General features: G+C 72.0%; 15 protein-coding genes and 1 pseudogene. 12 read left to right on the top strand and 4 right to left on the bottom strand.

Annotated elements, in window-relative coordinates:
* Positions 1–33: 33 nt before the first annotated feature.
* From OHU34_RS12015 to eccE, 4 genes and pseudogenes are all read right to left on the bottom strand, one after another.
* Positions 34–2,775, bottom strand: a complete 2,742-nt coding sequence (locus tag OHU34_RS12015) for a MinD/ParA family protein (RefSeq protein WP_405772238.1) — start codon at positions 2,773–2,775, stop codon at positions 34–36.
* Positions 2,776–3,366: 591 nt separating this feature from the next.
* A pseudogene (locus OHU34_RS12010) lies at positions 3,367–3,522 on the bottom strand (SCO5717 family growth-regulating ATPase); the annotation flags it as partial.
* A 333-nt stretch (positions 3,523–3,855) separates the two neighbouring features.
* Positions 3,856–4,632, bottom strand: coding sequence for a hypothetical protein (locus tag OHU34_RS12005; RefSeq protein WP_142266446.1), 777 nt, complete (start codon positions 4,630–4,632; stop codon positions 3,856–3,858).
* Positions 4,629–5,933 (bottom strand): type VII secretion protein EccE, encoded by a 1,305-nt coding sequence (gene eccE / locus OHU34_RS12000; RefSeq protein ID WP_230194513.1) that lies wholly within the window; start codon positions 5,931–5,933, stop codon positions 4,629–4,631. The genes OHU34_RS12005 and eccE overlap by 4 nt, the downstream gene beginning before the upstream one ends.
* Positions 5,934–6,156: 223 nt before the next feature.
* On the opposite strand from eccE, the gene eccB reads away from it, so the two are divergent.
* The 12 genes from eccB (at position 6,157) to OHU34_RS11940 (ending at position 16,284) form a co-directional block, all read left to right on the top strand.
* Positions 6,157–7,683 carry a type VII secretion protein EccB gene (gene eccB / locus OHU34_RS11995; protein WP_142266447.1) on the top strand — a complete coding sequence of 509 codons (1,527 nt, stop codon included), beginning with the start codon at positions 6,157–6,159 and terminating at the stop codon, positions 7,681–7,683.
* A 140-nt stretch (positions 7,684–7,823) separates the two neighbouring features.
* On the top strand, positions 7,824–9,059 hold the full coding sequence (gene mycP / locus OHU34_RS11990; RefSeq protein WP_142268088.1) for a type VII secretion-associated serine protease mycosin: 1,236 nt from the start codon (positions 7,824–7,826) through the stop codon (positions 9,057–9,059).
* A gap of 121 nt (positions 9,060–9,180) precedes the next feature.
* Positions 9,181–9,600 (top strand): WXG100 family type VII secretion target, encoded by a 420-nt coding sequence (locus tag OHU34_RS11985; protein WP_200839825.1) that lies wholly within the window; start codon positions 9,181–9,183, stop codon positions 9,598–9,600.
* A gap of 43 nt (positions 9,601–9,643) precedes the next feature.
* The gene (locus OHU34_RS11980) at positions 9,644–9,961 is read left to right on the top strand and encodes a WXG100 family type VII secretion target (RefSeq protein WP_054239645.1); all 318 of its coding nucleotides are present in this window, start codon (positions 9,644–9,646) and stop codon (positions 9,959–9,961) included.
* A complete protein-coding gene (locus OHU34_RS11975; RefSeq protein ID WP_405766241.1) occupies positions 9,961–11,706 on the top strand; it encodes an RNase A-like domain-containing protein in 1,746 nt (581 codons plus the stop codon). The genes OHU34_RS11980 and OHU34_RS11975 overlap by 1 nt, the downstream gene beginning before the upstream one ends.
* Entirely contained in the window at positions 11,706–12,296 is a 591-nt protein-coding gene (locus OHU34_RS11970) for a hypothetical protein (protein WP_405766240.1), read from the top strand. The genes OHU34_RS11975 and OHU34_RS11970 overlap by 1 nt, the downstream gene beginning before the upstream one ends.
* Positions 12,297–12,461: 165 nt before the next feature.
* Positions 12,462–12,761, top strand: coding sequence for an RNase A-like domain-containing protein (locus OHU34_RS11965; protein ID WP_405766238.1), 300 nt, complete (start codon positions 12,462–12,464; stop codon positions 12,759–12,761).
* 21 nt (positions 12,762–12,782) lie between these two features.
* Positions 12,783–13,493 (top strand): contact-dependent growth inhibition system immunity protein, encoded by a 711-nt coding sequence (locus OHU34_RS11960; protein WP_405766235.1) that lies wholly within the window; start codon positions 12,783–12,785, stop codon positions 13,491–13,493.
* Between the two features lie 140 nt (positions 13,494–13,633).
* Positions 13,634–14,197 (top strand): SAV_915 family protein, encoded by a 564-nt coding sequence (locus tag OHU34_RS11955; protein ID WP_230194509.1) that lies wholly within the window; start codon positions 13,634–13,636, stop codon positions 14,195–14,197.
* Entirely contained in the window at positions 14,197–14,499 is a 303-nt protein-coding gene (locus tag OHU34_RS11950) for a DUF6317 family protein (RefSeq protein ID WP_142266452.1), read from the top strand. Before OHU34_RS11955 ends, OHU34_RS11950 begins: the two co-directional genes overlap by 1 nt.
* Positions 14,499–15,773 carry a WXG100 family type VII secretion target gene (locus tag OHU34_RS11945; protein WP_230194507.1) on the top strand — a complete coding sequence of 425 codons (1,275 nt, stop codon included), beginning with the start codon at positions 14,499–14,501 and terminating at the stop codon, positions 15,771–15,773. The genes OHU34_RS11950 and OHU34_RS11945 overlap by 1 nt, the downstream gene beginning before the upstream one ends.
* A 13-nt stretch (positions 15,774–15,786) precedes the next feature.
* A complete protein-coding gene (locus OHU34_RS11940) occupies positions 15,787–16,284 on the top strand; it encodes a hypothetical protein (RefSeq protein WP_142268091.1) in 498 nt (165 codons plus the stop codon).
* The last annotated feature ends 35 nt before the right edge of the window (positions 16,285–16,319 follow it).

The following is a 16,319-nucleotide window of genomic DNA, read 5'->3' as shown; positions in this document are numbered from 1 at the left end:
GGACACCGGCCGCCCTTCGGCGTTCTCACTGTGTCACTGCTGCGGAGGCTGCCCGGGCTGAGGGGCCTGCGGGTAGCCGTAGCCGGCCGGGGGATACCCCGGGTTCTGCTGCGGCGGCTGCGGCTGGGCGTACGGATCCTGCCCCGGCTGGGGTTGCGGCTGCGGATACGGCTGGCCCTGGGGCTGCCCCTGCTGCGGGGGGTACGGCTGCCCGGGGCCGGGCTGGGGCGCCTGCGGGTACGGCTGTCCCGGCTGCTGCTGCGGGTACGGCTGTCCGGGCACCGGCTGGCCCGGCGTCTGCTGGCCGGGCATCGGCGGGGCGGCCACCGGCGGCGGGTTGCCGTCGCTGGTCCACAGGCCCTGGCGCTGCTGGTGGCGGATGAAGTCCTCCGCCACCATCGCCGTGAGGTTGAAGTACGCCTCCCGGACCTTCGGCCGCATCATGTCGAGGTCGACCTCGGCGCCCGCGGCCAGGTGCTCGTCGAACGGCACGACGACGACACCGCGGCAGCGGGTCTCGAAGTGCGACACGATGTCGTCGACCTTGATCATCTTGCCGGTCTCGCGCACCCCGGAGATGACGGTGATGGAACGCGAGACGAGCTCGGCGTATCCGTGCGCGGACAGCCAGTCCAGCGTCGTGCTGGCGCTGCTCGCGCCGTCCACGGACGGCGTGGAGATGATGATGAGCTGGTCGGCGAGGTCGAGCACCCCGCGCATGGCGCTGTAGAGCAGACCGGTACCGGAGTCGGTGAGGATGATCGGGTACTGGTTGCCGAGCACGTCGATCGCGCGCCGGTAGTCCTCGTCGTTGAAGGTCGTGGACACGGCCGGGTCGACGTCGTTGGCGATGATCTCCAGGCCGGACGGCGCCTGGGAGGTGAACCGCCGGATGTCCATGTACGAGTTGAGGTACGGGATCGCCTGGACGAGGTCACGGATCGTCGCCCCGGTCTCGCGCCGCACCCGGCGGCCGAGCGTGCCGGCGTCCGGGTTGGCGTCGATCGCGAGGATCTTGTCCTGGCGTTCGGTGGCGAGGGTGGAGCCGAGCGCGGTGGTGGTCGTGGTCTTGCCCACGCCACCCTTGAGGCTGATGACGGCGATCCGGTAGCAGGACAGCACCGGCGTGCGGATCAGCTCCAGCTTGCGCTGCCGCTCGGCCTCCTCCTTCTTGCCGCCGAGCTTGAAGCGGGAGGGAGCGGCGGCGGGTCGCCCGCTCTTCGCCTTCTGCCTCTTGTTGTTGAGCAGCCGGTCGGAGGACAGCTCCACGGCGGCCGTGTAACCCAGCGGCGCCGCACCGGGGTTGACCGGCTGCCGCTGGTCGTGCTGGATCGGCTGCGGCCAGGCGGCCCCGGCCCGGGGGTCGACGGGCTGCTGGTGCTGCTGGGGCGGCTGCGGACCGTGTGAGGCGTCGGGACCGGGCGCGTACGGGGCATGCGGTGCCTGCGCGGCATGCGGTGCCTGGGGCTGGGGCTGGGGAGGCTGCCCGGGGAAGCCCTGAGGTGCGCCTTGGGGGGCTCCCTGCGGGAATCCCTGGGAGGCGGCCGCCGGGGGCTGCCCGTCCGCCTGTTGCGGGATGCCGGGCTGCGGGAAACCGGGGTGTGCCTGCGGCTGCGGCTGCGGCGCCTGCGGTGCCGGGGGCTGGGGGAAGCCGTAGCCACCGGGGGCGGCTGATGCGTCGGCGGGCTGAGGGAAGCCGTAGCCGGCGGGCGGCTGGGGTGCCGCAGGGGCGGGTTGCGGTGCGGGGGCGGGTGCTGCGGGTCCGGTGTTCTGGTGGGGGAAGCCGTAGGCGCCGGGGGCGGGAGGTGCGTCGGTGGGGTGGGGGAAGCCGTAGCCGGCGGGTGCGTGTGCGTCGGCGGGCGGCTGGGGTGCCGCAGGGGCCGGTTCCGGTGCGGGGGCGGAGGCCGGAGCGCCACCGGGGTGCGGGAAGCCGTAGCCCGGCTGTGGGGCGGGAGGCTGCTGGGCCGCCGCAGCGGGAGCGGGGGGCTGCGGGAAGCCGTAGCCCGGCCGGGGTGCGGCCGGGGTCGGCTCCGGGGCCGGCGGGTTCCAGCCGACCGGCGCGGGCGGAGCTGCCTGCGGCTGGACGGGCGGGTGAACGGGCGGCTGTTGGACGGGCGCCGCGGGAGCCTGCGCCGCGGCATCGGCGTGCTGCGGCTGGACCGGCCACTGGGCCGCCGGTGCGGGTGCCGCGGGCTGGTACGACGGCGGCAGCGGGGGCAGCTCGCCCTGCGGGGCCGGCGGAGGAGTCCAGGCGGGCTGCGCCGGGGGAGCCGGGGGAACGGCGTCCTGGGGCACGCCGCCCTGCGGCTCGGCGGGCTCGGCGGGCTCGGCGGGGACGGAGTCCGAGGGCTCCTCGCCGACGGAGTCGTTCTGCGGGGCCGCGTCCTCGGTGACGACGGCGCCCTCGGGCGCGGGTCCCGTCACCTCCTCGGCGTCCTGGAGCGCCGCATCGTCGCTCGCGGGAGCCTCGGGGGCGCCTTCACCCTCCGGCGCGGTGCCGTTTTCGTCGGCCGTCCGGTCGGTCGGGACCTCTGCCTCGGCTTCGGCACCCGCGTCGGCGCCGGCCTCGGCGGCAGCGGCCGTAGCCTCGTTGCCGTCCGATACGCCCGCGTCGGCGGATGCGTCCGCCGGATCCGCGGCCTCGGACGGCACAGAGCCGGGCGAGGGGGATTCGGCGGCCTCGGCCTCCGGCTCCGCGGGTGTCCCGGGCTCGGGCTGTACGGCGGCGGCGTGCTCAGCGATCTCCCGCTTGAGGGCGGCCGCGGAGAAGCGCATGGTCGCACCGCTCTCCAGGTCCCCGTTTCCGGAACCGCGCTCCTCGTCACCCGCCGAAGCCCCCGGGGCTCCCCACTGGGCTTCGGCCTGCTGCTGGTGAGGCTGCGGTTGTGGCTCGAATCCGCTGCCCGCCGGAAGGCCCGGCACGGCGACCGACCCCGCGCCGTGAGGCACGGCGGGAGCCGCCGGAACGGGCGGGACGGGCGGGACAGGCGGAGCGGGTGGCGCCGGAGGAGCCACCGGAGTGACCGGTGCTCCCGGTGCGGCCAGGGGGAAGCCCCCGTCCGGCACGGGCGGTGCAGCCGGAGCGGACGGAGCTTCAGGCGTGGGCGCCGCCGGCGGCGCAGCCGGGGTGAACGGGGCCTCCGGTGCGGGTGCAGCCGGGGTGAACGGGGCCTGCGGCGTGGGCGCTGCCAGGTGCGAAGGTGGCGTGAACGGAGCGTCCGGCGCAGGCGGAGCGACCGGTGCTGCGGGCGTACCCGGCGCCCCCGCGCCGGCTTGCGCGCCTGCTGCCGGCCCGGGGGGCGCGCCGGGTGCCCCCCCGGGTCCCGCGCCGGGTGCCGGAGCCGGACCGGCGCCCGTGTTCTGCGTGTACCAAGCCGGCGGCGCGTAGTCGATGGTGAACTCGCCCGTCGCCTCGACGGCGGACTCCGCGTCGGGCTGGTCATCGCCGGGTGTGGCCCAGCCCCCGCGGATCCCGTCCCGATCGCTGCTCACAATTCCTCCTGGTTGGTCGAGCACCCTCATGCCGTGCCGGGGCGACCGTTCGCTTCTGTCGTCCTTGAGTGGTTCGAGGCCGTCTGACGTCGTCCGATGCGGCTTTCCCCCGGGAGACGCCGACGTCCACCCCATGGTTTCCGGCATCGCGCCCCGTACCAGCCTAATCATCAGACGGCCCACCTCGGCAGGCCCGCCCACTCCTCAGCACCAGTCCACCACGTCACGCACCCCCCGAAGAGGCCGCAAACGCACTTAAGGCCACTCGGAAAAACGCCCATAACGGCTGAAGTGCCCTACGGGTGAAGGGAGGTGAAAGGAGATGAGGTGAGGTGAAAGGAGATGAGGGGAGAAGCCGCCGCGTCAGTCCATCCGTCTCGGTGTGCCCAGCAGCCCGATCTCCGCATCCGTGGGTTGCGTCATCACGTACTGCCGGTCGCGGTCGGCGCACCACAGGGTGAACCCGTCGGCGAGCGTGGGCAGTGCCTCCACGTCCCCGCGGGGCAGCGACAACGCGCGGCCCAGTTCCGCGGCCTCGTCCGGCGAGATCCGCTGTACGCCGACCAGCCGCGCCTGCCGGACCAGCCGCGGGGCGACCGGACTGAGATACGGCAGCAGCGTCAGCACGGACTGCCAGGGCCCGGAGGTGACCCGGCCGCGCGGCGGACGCATCCCGCAGTCCCGCACCACCAGCACCGGCGTGCCCGCCGAAGCGCCCTGCGGAGGCACCCGGCCGACCTCGTACACGGCAAGTCCGTTCTGCCCGCCGCCCATCGCGTGCACCATCTGCACCCAGGCCTGCGGCCGCCCGGTCTCCACGGCCACCCGGGCCCCGGTGGCGGCCGTCCTCAGGGCGAGGACCTGCGCGGTCCACAGCCCGCCGATCAGGACGACGTCGTACGGCGTGGGCCGGTTGATCCCCAGCACGGCCGGCCGTCCCTCGGTGCCGACGCCGATGACGACACCGTCGTCCCCGATGGGCAGCGCGAGCGCGGCCAGTTGGTCCGCGGACACCGAGTGCCGTCCGTGCCGCGGCCCTCTCAGGCCGAAGCCGCTGCGCGGCGAGCGGCGTCCGGGCCGGCCGGCGGACGGCTCCGGTTCGCCGGAAGCGGAGGCTCCGCGTGTCGTCGTCGCCGTCATCGAGCACCTCCGAGCGGCAGCGTCGCGAGCATGCCGGGCACCTGCTCCCGGTCGAGACGGGCGAGTCCCGCGCCGGTGTGCCGGGCCGCGCCCTGCACCGCCCGCCGGGCCGCCACGAGTTCGTCGTCGCTGCGCCCCGTCACCCGGATGTGCCCGGACAGGGACACCTCCTGCCGGTCACCGCGCGCGAGGGTGACGCTGAACGTGGTGGCGAGCGCGGGAACGGCCGTGACCAGGGCGACGAACTGCGGGAGCGACGGGCCGTCGCCGCCCAGGGCGGGCCACCGGCGCAACCAGTACGTGGTGTGGCGGCGGTTGTCGCAGCGCCAGCTCCGGCTGGTCTCCTCCGTCCGCCGCTCCAGCGTCCCGGTCCGCCCGGCCTCCGCCGTCACCAGCGGGTTGGCACAGGCGGACGTGGCGAAGGCGGACGTCAGCTCCTCCTCGTCGAGGACGGTCGCCCGGAATCCGGCGCCGGTCAGCCGGCTCGCGAGGTGGTCCACCGCCCGTACGACGCATTTCTGCGCCCCGAGCGCACCGCCGCCGCGGACGGCCACGGCCTCCGGACACAGCTCCGGATCCAGCTTCAGGGCGATCCACGTGATGCGTACCGCCGGTGCCCCGGTCTGCTCCTGCAAGGGCGCGTAGTTGGCCACGGCCACGGACTGCGGGGGCAGGTGCAGAGCGGGCGCGGGCTGGGTGTGCAGCACGATCTGCGCGGACTCCAGCCGGATCCCGTCCACTTCGAGGGCGTCCCGTACCAGGGCGAGCGGCAGCGGCTGCCGGCCGCGCTCGGCCCGCATCGCGGTCGTGTCCGCCTCCACCTGAAGAACGGCGGTGACGAACGTGCCGTCCCCGACGATCCCCACGGGCCGCCGGTCACGGCCGCCGTACGCGTACGTCCGCAGCCCGGGATCGCATTCCACGGCGGGCCCGAACCCCGGTTCCGTCCCGGGCGGTATCTCCAGCCTCGCCGCCAGTCGGCGACGGGACTTCAGCTCCCGTGCCGTGGCCAGCCACTGCGGAAGCGAGCGGCCGCGGCGGCGAACGAAGGCGAGGGTCACCAGCAGGGCGGCGACGACCACCGCGGCCACCAGCGCCACGGGACCGCTCACCCAGCCGATGAGCAGCACGGCGGCCGCGATCTCCAGCAGGACGAGGCGTTGCAGGCGGAATGCCCCGCCCTGCCCCGCGCGCGTCCTGAGGTGCGGTGTGCCCGGTGCCGGCGACCCGTCGGGCCGCTCGGGCGGGCGCGGACCGGTCGGCGCGGAACCCCGCGTCCGCGACCGGCCGACGGAGCGCACGCCCGTTCCCGAAACCCTCACTCCGTCCCCCCGTTCCGCTCACGAACCGCCCGTGCTCCAGCACCGCACGGGGCACTCGACGGCCCGGGAACCCTACCCGCTCCTCAAGTCCCCATGGCTACCGGGCATAGTAGGTGGCCGCTCTGACATCGGAGACGGGGAGCCGGTCAACCGCGCTGCGGACCACGCGGATCGGCCGGAAATCGGGGAGAGACGGGCACAGATGGCATCTCGGCGGGACCAGCTCAACGCCTACACCTTCGCGAAGCGCCGCATGCTCGCGGCCTTTCTCCAGTCGTCGCCCGACGGCTCGGAGGAGGGGGCACCGCGGCCGTTGCGCTCGATCCTGCCCGGAATCGTCGTCGGGGTGCTCGTCATGGCCGTCTTCGGGGCGTGGGGCATGTTCAGACCGACCGCGCCGAAGGGCTGGGACACGCCCAACGCCAAGGTGATCGTCGCGAGCAAGTCGACCACCCGCTATGTGGTGCTGCGGACCGGCGACGAGGTCCAGCTGCACCCGGTCCTCAACATGGCCTCCGCGAAACTGCTCCTCGACGAGGGGCAGGGCCAGGTGGTGACCGTCTCGGAGTCCGTCCTCGACAGCGGCAAGATCCCGCACGGCGTCACCGTCGGCATCCCGTACGCCCCCGACCGGCTGCCCTCGGCGTCCGAGGCGGGCAAGGCGAAGCGGTGGGTGGTCTGCGAGCGGCCGAGCGCGGGGGGCGGGGACTCCGTCCAGAAGGCGGCGCTGGTCCTCGCCGCCCGAGAGAAGGACGCGACCGAGGGCGCGGGGCGTCTGCACGACGGCCAACTGCTCTATGTGGCGGACCCGGACGGCAGACGCTACGTCGTGGACGGGGGCGGCACGGCGTACCCGGTGGGCAAGGGCGACGAGTTGCTGCTGCGGGCGGTGGTCGGTTCCGGCCGGGAGCCCCAGCGGGTGTCGGCGGAGTGGCTGGCGACCCTGCACCAGGGCGATCCGATCACCTTCCCGGACGTCCCCGGACAGCCGGGCGACGCGGCCGGCGCACCGGGCCAGCTCGACACGTCGGCGGACCGGGTCGGCATGGTGCTCAAGGCGTTCGACAACAACACCGAGCAGTACTACGTGGTGTTGAGCGGCCGCGTCGCTCCCGTGTCCGCCTTCGTCGCCCAGCTGCTGCTGTTCAGCAAGGAGCTGGCGCCCCTCGGCCAGGCCGGGCACGCCCGCGAGCTGAGCCCCGGCGCGATCGTGCCGGGCGAGGCGTTCGGCACCGAGCACCGCTGGCCCAGCGGCGACCCGGAGCCGGTCAACGAGGCGTCGGGGGCCGCCGGGAGCCGCAGCACGATCTGCAACGTCCTGCGTGGCGTCGACTCCGGCTCGGGCGCCACGACCCTCAGCACCTGGGCCGGCACGGACTTCCCGGCCAAGCTGCCCACCGGCTCCTCCAGCGCCTATGTGACGCCGGGCTCCGGCCAGCTCTACCGCCAGTTCCAGGGTGAGGCGACCAAGGACGGCCCGGTCTTCCTCGTCACCGACACGGGCCTGCGCTACGTCCTGCAGTCCAACGGCGACAGCGCGACGGACGACGCGGGCATCGGCACCACCGCCGAACAGCGCGCACAGCAGCAACAGGAGGCGCAGCAGGCCCAGACCCTGCTGGGCTACAAGGACGTCGAGCCGGCACCGATCCCGGCCGCCTGGTCGGAGTTCCTGCCCACCGGCCCCCGCCTGTCGACGGCGGCGGCCCGCCAGCCGCAGGGCTCGTGAGGAGGAGGACGACGGTGCGGCGGACGGCGACGACACCTCGGGCGGTGACGACACCCCGGACGGCGACAGCGCGGCGGCCGGCCCTGCTACGGCGGACGGCCTCGGTGCCGCGTACGGCTCCGTTCCTGCGTACCGCTCTGGTGCTGACCGCGACCCTCCTCACCGCGGCCACGGCCACGGTCCTCGCGCCCCCCGCGTCGGCGGCGGACAAGCTGCCCTACTCGGACCAGTGCACGTTCCCCAACGGCGAGTACCCGGGCCGCCCCTGGGCCCTCCAGCGGGTCCTCCTGGACGAACTGTGGAGCCGCTCCAAGGGCAAGGGCGTCCGCGTCGCCGTCATCGACACGGGCGTGGACGTGAAGAACCCGCAGCTCACCGAGGCGGTGGACACGAAGGCCGGCCGCAACCTCCTCCCGAAGAACCTCAAGGACGACGACGGCGACCCGATCGAGCGGGGCGCCGAGAACGGCACCACGGACACCGTCGGCCACGGCACCAAGATCGCCGGCATCATCGCGGCCCGCCCCCTCGACGGCACCGGCTTCGTGGGACTGGCCCCCGAGGCGACCGTCATCCCGATCCAGCAGAACGACGCCGAGGGCCACGGCGACACCGAGTCCCTGGCAGCGGCGATCCGCTACGCCGTGCAGGCGGGGGCCGGGGTCATCAACATCTCCCAGGACACGTCCAACGCGGTCCGGCCGACCTCCGACCTGGAGCTGGCCGTCGACGAGGCCCTGGACCGGAACGTCGTGGTCGTGGCGTCGGCGGGCAACGACGGCCTGGGCGGCAACGTCAAGGAGACCTACCCGGCGTCCTACGAGGGCGTCCTCGCGGTCGCCGCCTCGGACCGCAACAACGAACGCGCGTCCTTCTCCCAGTCCGGCGACTTCGTGGGCGTGGCCGCCCCCGGCGTCGACATCGTCTCCACGGTCCCCCAGGGCGGCCACTGCTCCGACAACGGTACGAGCTTCTCGGCGCCGTACGTGGCGGGCGTGGCGGCGCTGCTCAAGGCGAGGCACCCGGACTGGACCGCACGCGAGATCGTCGCCCAGATCGAGCAGACCGCGGAACGCACCATCGCGGGCCACGACCGACTCGTCGGCTGGGGTGTCGTCGACCCGGTCCGCGCCCTGACGGAGGACGACCGCCCCATCGAGTCCCCGACCCCCCGGAACGGCCTGGGCACCGCCGAGGCCCCGAGCCCCGCGAAGTTCCACACGGGCGAGACCCCCGACGAACGCAACACCCGCCTCGCCACCTATGTCGTCGTCGCGGCGGCGGTCCTGGCGGCGGGCCTCGGCGGCACAGCGGTGGCGATCCGCGACGCACGGAGACGGGCGCGGAGGATCGCGGGGGGCGCGGGAGCGCGGTAGAGGGCAGTGGCCATCTCGCGGTGCCTCGCGGCGAGTTGAGGCGTGCAGTGGCCAACGATTTGTAGGATCATCGCAATCGCAAGGGACTTGTGATGCCGACGCGACGGGGGAGGGATGCGGCATGGGCGTGCCCGGAGCGGGCTCGGGGCAGGGAAGCGGCCCTGAGCTGAGGGTGTCCGCGCAGGACCTCACCAAACTCGCCGACGACCTCGATGACATGCAGGACCACCTGGACAAGCAGGTACAGCGCATGGACTCGGTCGTCGACAGCATCGAGGCGGGCTGGCGTGGCCCGGCGGCGTCGGCGTACCGCGACTTCCACCGGGCTGCGGCCGAGGACGCCGTACGCATCCGTGAAGTGATGAAGCTGCTGGAGGAGGCGGTGAGGCTGAGCCGCGACGGCTTCTCCCAGGACGACCTCGAGGTACTCGCCCGGATGCGGCGGATCCAGGTCGACGTCGGGAGCGAGGTGGCGAGACTGTCGACGCCGAGCACCGACGTGACCCCGCCGGCGCCGCGCAGCAGCCTCGACGACCTATAGCCCTTTTTGGAACCGCAGTCGCCGAGACGAACACGGGGGAATCATGTCGACCGGCACCGCACCTGACGACGAGCCCATATCCGTTTCCTTCGCCACGCTCGAGGAGTTGGCCGCCGACCTGGAGGACATCCTCAAGAAGCTCAACGGCAAACTGGACGACCTCTATGACCGGGTCGTGCCCGTCGTGCTGTCCTGGCGAGGCGAGACCCGTGAGGTCTTCGTCGACAAACTCGACGAGTGGGACCGCTCCGCCCAGGACCTGCAAGCGGCCCAGAAGTGGCTGCACGAGTACGTGACCACCGGCCACACCAACTATGCGGCCGCGCACCTCGCGGTGCTGCGAGGCTGGGGCGGTGCCTGATGGCCGAAGGGCGGCCCACGGACGAGGAGCGTGCACAGGAGCGGTCGGACGCCCGTACCCGTTCGCCCAAGACGAGCGGCGGCGGATTCGACGTACAACCGCAGCACCTGCACTACACCGCGCTGGTGGTGCGCGACGGGCAGTTCGACTACGACAAGGGCGCCAGGGCCCTCGTCGATGTGCTGAACCAGTACAGCCAGTCGGCCGGAACCGGCTGGGGCGCGGACTCCTTCGCGGCGGCGTACAGGTCGGTGAACGAGAAGTTCCTGGAGCTCTGGGCGAAGAGCGTGGTCGGCGTGGGCGGCGTGGCCGTCGGCCTGACGGACACGGCCAACAAGTACACCCAGGCCGACTGGTACGCCCGCAGGATGTACGGTCCGCCGCCCGTCGAGAAACCGCCGCCCGTCGTCATCGAGAAGGAGCCGGGATACGGCCCGGTCAACGACATCAAATGGTCCGGCACCGGTGAGGACGCGGACTCCTGGGACATCTCCGGCATCCTCGGCGAGGTCCCCGACTTCCTCGCCGACGTCATCCGGCCCGCGATCGAGCACGGCCTCAACCTCGGCAAGATGCACGAGATCACCCCGGGAGCCAGGGACGAGGAGCTCAAGGGCATGGCCACGGCCTGGCGCGCGGTCGAGAAGGACGCGAAGGCGGCGTCGGACAATTTCAACGGCGCCATCAAGTTCATCACCAACAACAAGGGCAACGACGAGTGGCAGGGCGCGATGAAGGCGTTCTGCCAGACCATCTGGGGCACCACCGAGTGGGGCAGGACCTACGACGCCCAGATGAACAGGGTCTCCATGGGTCGCAGTTGGAAGACCAATCGCAACGTGGTGCCGGCGAAACAGCGGCCCGTCATCGAGATTCTCCGCCAGACCGCGACCACCGTGCAGGAGACCCTCGACCATCTGGCCGCCGTGCGTCTCAAGACCGCGGAGACGACCACCCGGCTCGGCAAGGAGGCCGCGAAGGCGACGGTCAAGGACCTGACCACCGGCCTCGACCTGTTCGAGCTGACCCGGCTCGCGGCGACCATGGCGTTCGGCGAGATCGTGCTGACGTTCCGCTCGCACATGGACAAGGGGGCGGCCGACAGGGCGGTCGAGGAGTATCACCAGGCCTTCAGTGACGCCGCGACCAAGCTGAAGGCCTTGGAACCCGAACTGAACGAGGCGCTGCTCAGCGTACCGACGTTCCGTGCGGAGGTGGCGCGCGCCGAGGCGTACGGCGCGCGCACCCTGAACGACTTCAAGAAGGAACACAGCTGGCAGCGCACGGAGAGCCAGATTCCCTACAAGTACTCCATCGACCTGGCCACGGAGGAGGAGCTGAGCGGTGGGCACAGCATCGACAAGCACGTCGGTCTGACAGACGCCCAGCTGACGCAGCGGTTGCGGGACGAGGCGACGGGAGGGGGAGTGCAGCAGCTCCCGGCGGCGTCGACCTTCACCGACCTGGACTCTGCTCAGGAATACACTCAGTACAACATCCGGAGCAATTCGGCGAACATCGACAAGTGGCTGGAGAATCCGCCGCCGGATCCTCTCAAGAAAGACTTCACAGTTCCCTCGGTCACTGAGGGAGGTATGGTCACTCCGGTGGTGACGGGGCGTACGGCACCAGTGGTGGGCGGCAACCCGACACCGCCGAAAGACGCACACGGCGTTCTCACGATTCTGAAATATGACCCGAGCTTGGACCCGCCGTTCGTCGTCCTGACGTCGATGCCTGAATAATGACGATTGAGGTGACGGGAATGGTAGAACCCGATGAGCGGGCCTGGGCCGAGGCGATCGATATGTACGCGCGTCGGTACACGATCGCCAAGGTGACGCGCAGGGAGCACGAGGACTGGGTGTTCGACGTGAGCGCCCTGATGCGCGGTGACACCCCGGACGCCCGCGGTTGGCGTGTGAACGATCCCCTCGCGGGCGAGCTCGAAAGGGTCGATGACCCGTACTACCCCTTCATCGAACTGCCGACTGAGCCCGTGAAAGCGGATGCTCTCAGTGGCCGTTTGCACGAGATTCCGCGCGCCTCGGCCAAAAAGTTCCTAGTAGCTCTTTCCACGTCCTGGCTCGATGTCGAGAAGGAGCAGGACTTCGAGGAACGCAGGGTGGGACTGGAGGCGAAGGCAGACGTCATCCTGTCACGTTTCCCAAAAGGGTCCCTCTTCTTTGCCAACACAGGCCGCGACAACGAAAACCGGGACTATTACAAGCGCATTTCCGGCTGCAACACCATTTCCCAACACATCTGGGACCTGGGACTGTTCCTCGTCTCCGACTCGGAGGTCGGGATGGTCTGGTCCTTCCACGCGTGGTGAGCCTGCGAACGGAGCCCGGATCGGCCGTTGGTCCTCTGTCCAAGCCCGCGCGACTGGTATCCGGGCAGGTGTCTCGTCTCGAGAACAGAGGTCGGTATGGTCGAATCTTTCGACTCGAAGCGACTTGGCCGCAGCTCGCCGCCCCATCGCCCTACAAGGAGTCCGTTGCGCACGCGTACCGCCGCCTACCCCGACCGTGCGACCGCCCAGTGGGCGACCCAGCACGTGGTCACCCGCAACGAACAGGTCGTCCACCGCTGGCTGGCACAGTCGACCCGGCGGCGGCTGGTGATCGAGGCCTCGTGGCCGTCCCGTGAGGAGCCCGTCGGGCGGGTCCTGCTGCAGGCGATGATGCTGGCGGGGCGCGACGCCGTCGATGTGCGGGCCGCTCGGGTCGTCCTGCGTCGCGAGCCGTCCGCCGCGCACGGGTTCGCCGTGCACGCCACCTTCCCGGTCTATCTGTAGAGAACCCAGAGGCTGCCCACCGTGTCCTTGAGCCCCCTCGAACACGACCGCCGCTACGGCGAGCTGGACCAGGTGATCCGCGCCCACGCAGGCCAACCGGCGGATGACACCACCGACAAGCCGAGCCAAGCCCTGACCGCCTACCTGCGACAGACCTGGCACACCCGCCCCTGGGCGCTCGCCGTCGCCGAGCGGCAGCTGCGGGAGTACGCCGACAGCCCGCCCGGCCGACTCCGGCTCCGCCTGGGCGAGTTCTACGCGATCCCGGACGTCGGTCTTCCCGAGGGTGAGATCCAGCAGTGGCTGTACCGCCTGGCCGATCACATCCGGCACAGCATCGAGCAGGGCGAGGTCCCGCCCCCGGCCGTCCCGGCCACTCACTGGGAGTGGCACGCCCGCTTCCCTGAACTGGGTCAGTTCCTCGGCGGCTGGTTCTCCCAGGACATGCCGGACGAGTTCGACGACCACGACGCGGCCGTCGACGACTACCGCACCACGACCGACCGGCACCTCGTGGCCCGCCTGGTCGGCGAGCTGCGCGAGCTGCTCGCACTCTCCCTGGACGAGTCCGACTACGCCGTGGCCGTCGCCGAGTTGGGCATGGAGGTCGACCCGCCGGCGCCGTACTCACCCAGCGGCTGGCTTGCGCTGGCCGCCGAGCGGCTCACCTCCCCGCACCGCGAAGCAGGGCCCGGAACGCCACCCCCTGGTCATCCCCCGGTCAAGCGCTGACCGCACCCCGGCCAAACACCCGTATGGGTTCCGCATACCGCTGCCCCGTCCACCTGAAATAGCCGGACTTGCCCGAAAGTTCGCTGACTACGGTGGTGCCGCCACATCATCCGCGGGTCCACGGGGAACAGGAGACGGCGGTGGGCATACCGAACCGTTCGCGCCTTCTCGACTATGCCGACCATGCCGATTGCGTCGACTGTGTCGAGACGGAACCGCCCGTAGGCGCTGCCTCGGCTCCGGTGCCTCCGTCGGCGCAGGAGCCCCGCAGGTCGCGCCTCCTGGAGTACGTCGAAACCGCCGCGGCCGCCGAGGTGGAGCCGTCCGAGCCGTCCGGACCCAGACCCGGCGTACCCGCGTACCACACCGCGGTGTTCGTCCCGGCCCACCCCCGCCACACGCCGACCACGGACCCGACCGGGGCACCCGCACCACCTGCACCCGGCTCCGTCCTCGCGGCCGTCGTCGCCTACGAACTCTTCGAGCACCCCGACCACGGAATGGTGGCCCTCGCCTTCACCACCCTGGACGGGCTCGTGGCCGCCCTGGGGGAGGCCCAGCCGTGGGTCGCGACCTCGCTCGGGCCGCTGGCCGAGGGGGTGGGGGAGCAGGGCGTCACGGTCCACGTCGACCCGTGGATCGCGCCCGGGCGGCACAACTGGCAGCCGGCCGACCTGGCCGCCTTCGCACGGGAGGCGCGCTGATGACGGTGGACTTCAAAGCGGTGCTGAGCGACCTCACCTCCATGTCCAGGACCTTCCACGACGAGGCCGTCAACTACCGCAAGCTGTACGCCGACGTGGCCCCGCCCCTCGCCGGCGGCGGTGACACGGGGCTCGACCACGCCGTCAAGGAGGTCGCCGACCTCATCGTCGCCCTGCACATCGGCTTCGCCGACCGACTCGACGACCACGGCGACAAGGTGACGTACGCCCGCGATTCCTTCCAACGGCACGACATCGACGTACACGGACTGTTCGAGGACCTGATGGCGGGTGACGGGTGATGGCCGACAGCTGGGTCGGCGCAGACATCGGCGGACTGCGCACGATGGCCGACACGTACAAGAACGCCCGGCAGAAGCTGGAAGAGGTCGTCCACCCGCTCGGCCAGGCCGTCGAACAGCTGGTCGGCGACACGAGCTGGAAGGGCGAGGCGGCCGAGACCTTCCGCGCCGCCTGGAGCGAGGACGCGCTCGCCGCGGGCGCCTTCGCGAGCCTCGTGCACAGCGCGGGCGACATCCTCGACACGCTCGTCGGCGCGCTCTCCGCCTGTGAGACGGCGCTCCAGAACGCCGAGCACATCGCCGCGGGCAAGGGCGTGCCGACGGGGGAGAAGGGCGTCCCGCTGGAGATCCTGACCGCCGACCCGCCCACCGCCGACGACCGCAAGACGATCGCCGCGCTCGGCGAGTACGGCAGGGCGCGCGACGAGATCCTGCACACCGCCCAGCACGCCCGGCTGGTCGCCGCGGACGGACTGCGGGGCCTGTACGCGCAGGTGACGGCACCGGTCTCGACCGGCGACAAGATCACCCTCGCCGACGCCCTGCGGGGCCTGTACGCCTACGACGCCGAGGACGCCCGGGCCGGCGGCAAGGAGGCCCGGACGCTGATCGACGGCGCGAAGGCCGAGGAGCGCGCGGCCAGGAAGGAACTGCGCGCCGAGCGCAAGAAGTTCCGGAAGGCGGGCCGCGCACTGCCCGACGATCTCCCCGCCAAGGGCGCCTACCGCGACGCGGCGACACAGGTGGACGCCCTCGAGGACGCCATCGCCCGAGCCGACCACGGCAGTACCGCCCTGCCCTACGACCGGATCCTCAACGTCAAACTGGCCGACGCGGCGGACGCACTGCGCCTGGGCGAAGGCGTGGGCAGGCTCCCGGAGTTCCTCAGGGAGATCCCGGTGCTGGACGTCGCGGCGGCCGCGGCCTGCGGGCTGGTGGAGGCGAAGGACGACCACGACAAGGGCTGGTCCTGGCAGCACTCGGTGGTCGTGGACGGCGGTGCCGCGCTCGGAGGCGTGGCCGTCGGCGCGGGGGTGGTGGCCGCCCTGCCCGTGGAGGGCGCGGCCGCGCTGGCCGGCGTGGGGGTGGTGGCCGCGGTGGGCGCGACCGGCCTCCTCGACCACTCCTTCCACGAGCACTGGAGCGAGGACATCCACGACCACGGGGTGGTCGGCGGAGTACTGACCGGCACGGGCCACGTCCTGACGGAGACCAAGGACGACGGCGTACGCATGGCGAAGGACATCTGGCATGGCGTCACCAGCGTCTTCTGAGCCCGCTGAGGCCATGACCCTCCAGATCCCCGCGCTGCCCAAGCTGGGCAGAACCTGGTACCGGCGCGGCCCGCTCTACTGGCTGTGCCGCGCCCGCACGACCGTCTTCCTGATCCTGGTGATGGCCGCGGTCTGCTTCATGGCGATCAGCCTCTACGAGGGGTTCCGCAGCGAAATGCCCCCCACCGTGCGCACGATCTGCGACGGCGTCCAGGTCGCCGTGTCCTGCGCGGCCCTGGTCCTGGGCTGGGTCAAGCAACGCCGGGGCCATCACGAAGGCCTCCTGAACCCGCCCACTCCCGAGCAGACCCGCCGGGCCAAACGCGACCACAACAGCCGCGCTCCGGGCCGGGCCGCCGCAGGCCGCGGCCTGGCCCTTCTCGCGGCCCCCGTCCTGCCGGCCTTCGCCGCGTACCTCGTCGGCTGGCTGACCGCCTGGCTCACGGTTCGCGAGTACCCGAGCGAAGTCGGCGCCCGACGCTGGATGCAGGAGAAAACGGCCCGAACGTGAGGAATGGGCCGCTTGTGCTCCAGCAGTGGCAGGGT

Origin of the sequence: Streptomyces sp. NBC_00080 (assembly GCF_045041255.1) — a bacterium.
In the GTDB taxonomy this organism is placed as follows: domain Bacteria; phylum Actinomycetota; class Actinomycetes; order Streptomycetales; family Streptomycetaceae; genus Streptomyces; species Streptomyces coriariae.
This window is presented reverse-complemented; position numbering and strand designations above follow the sequence as displayed.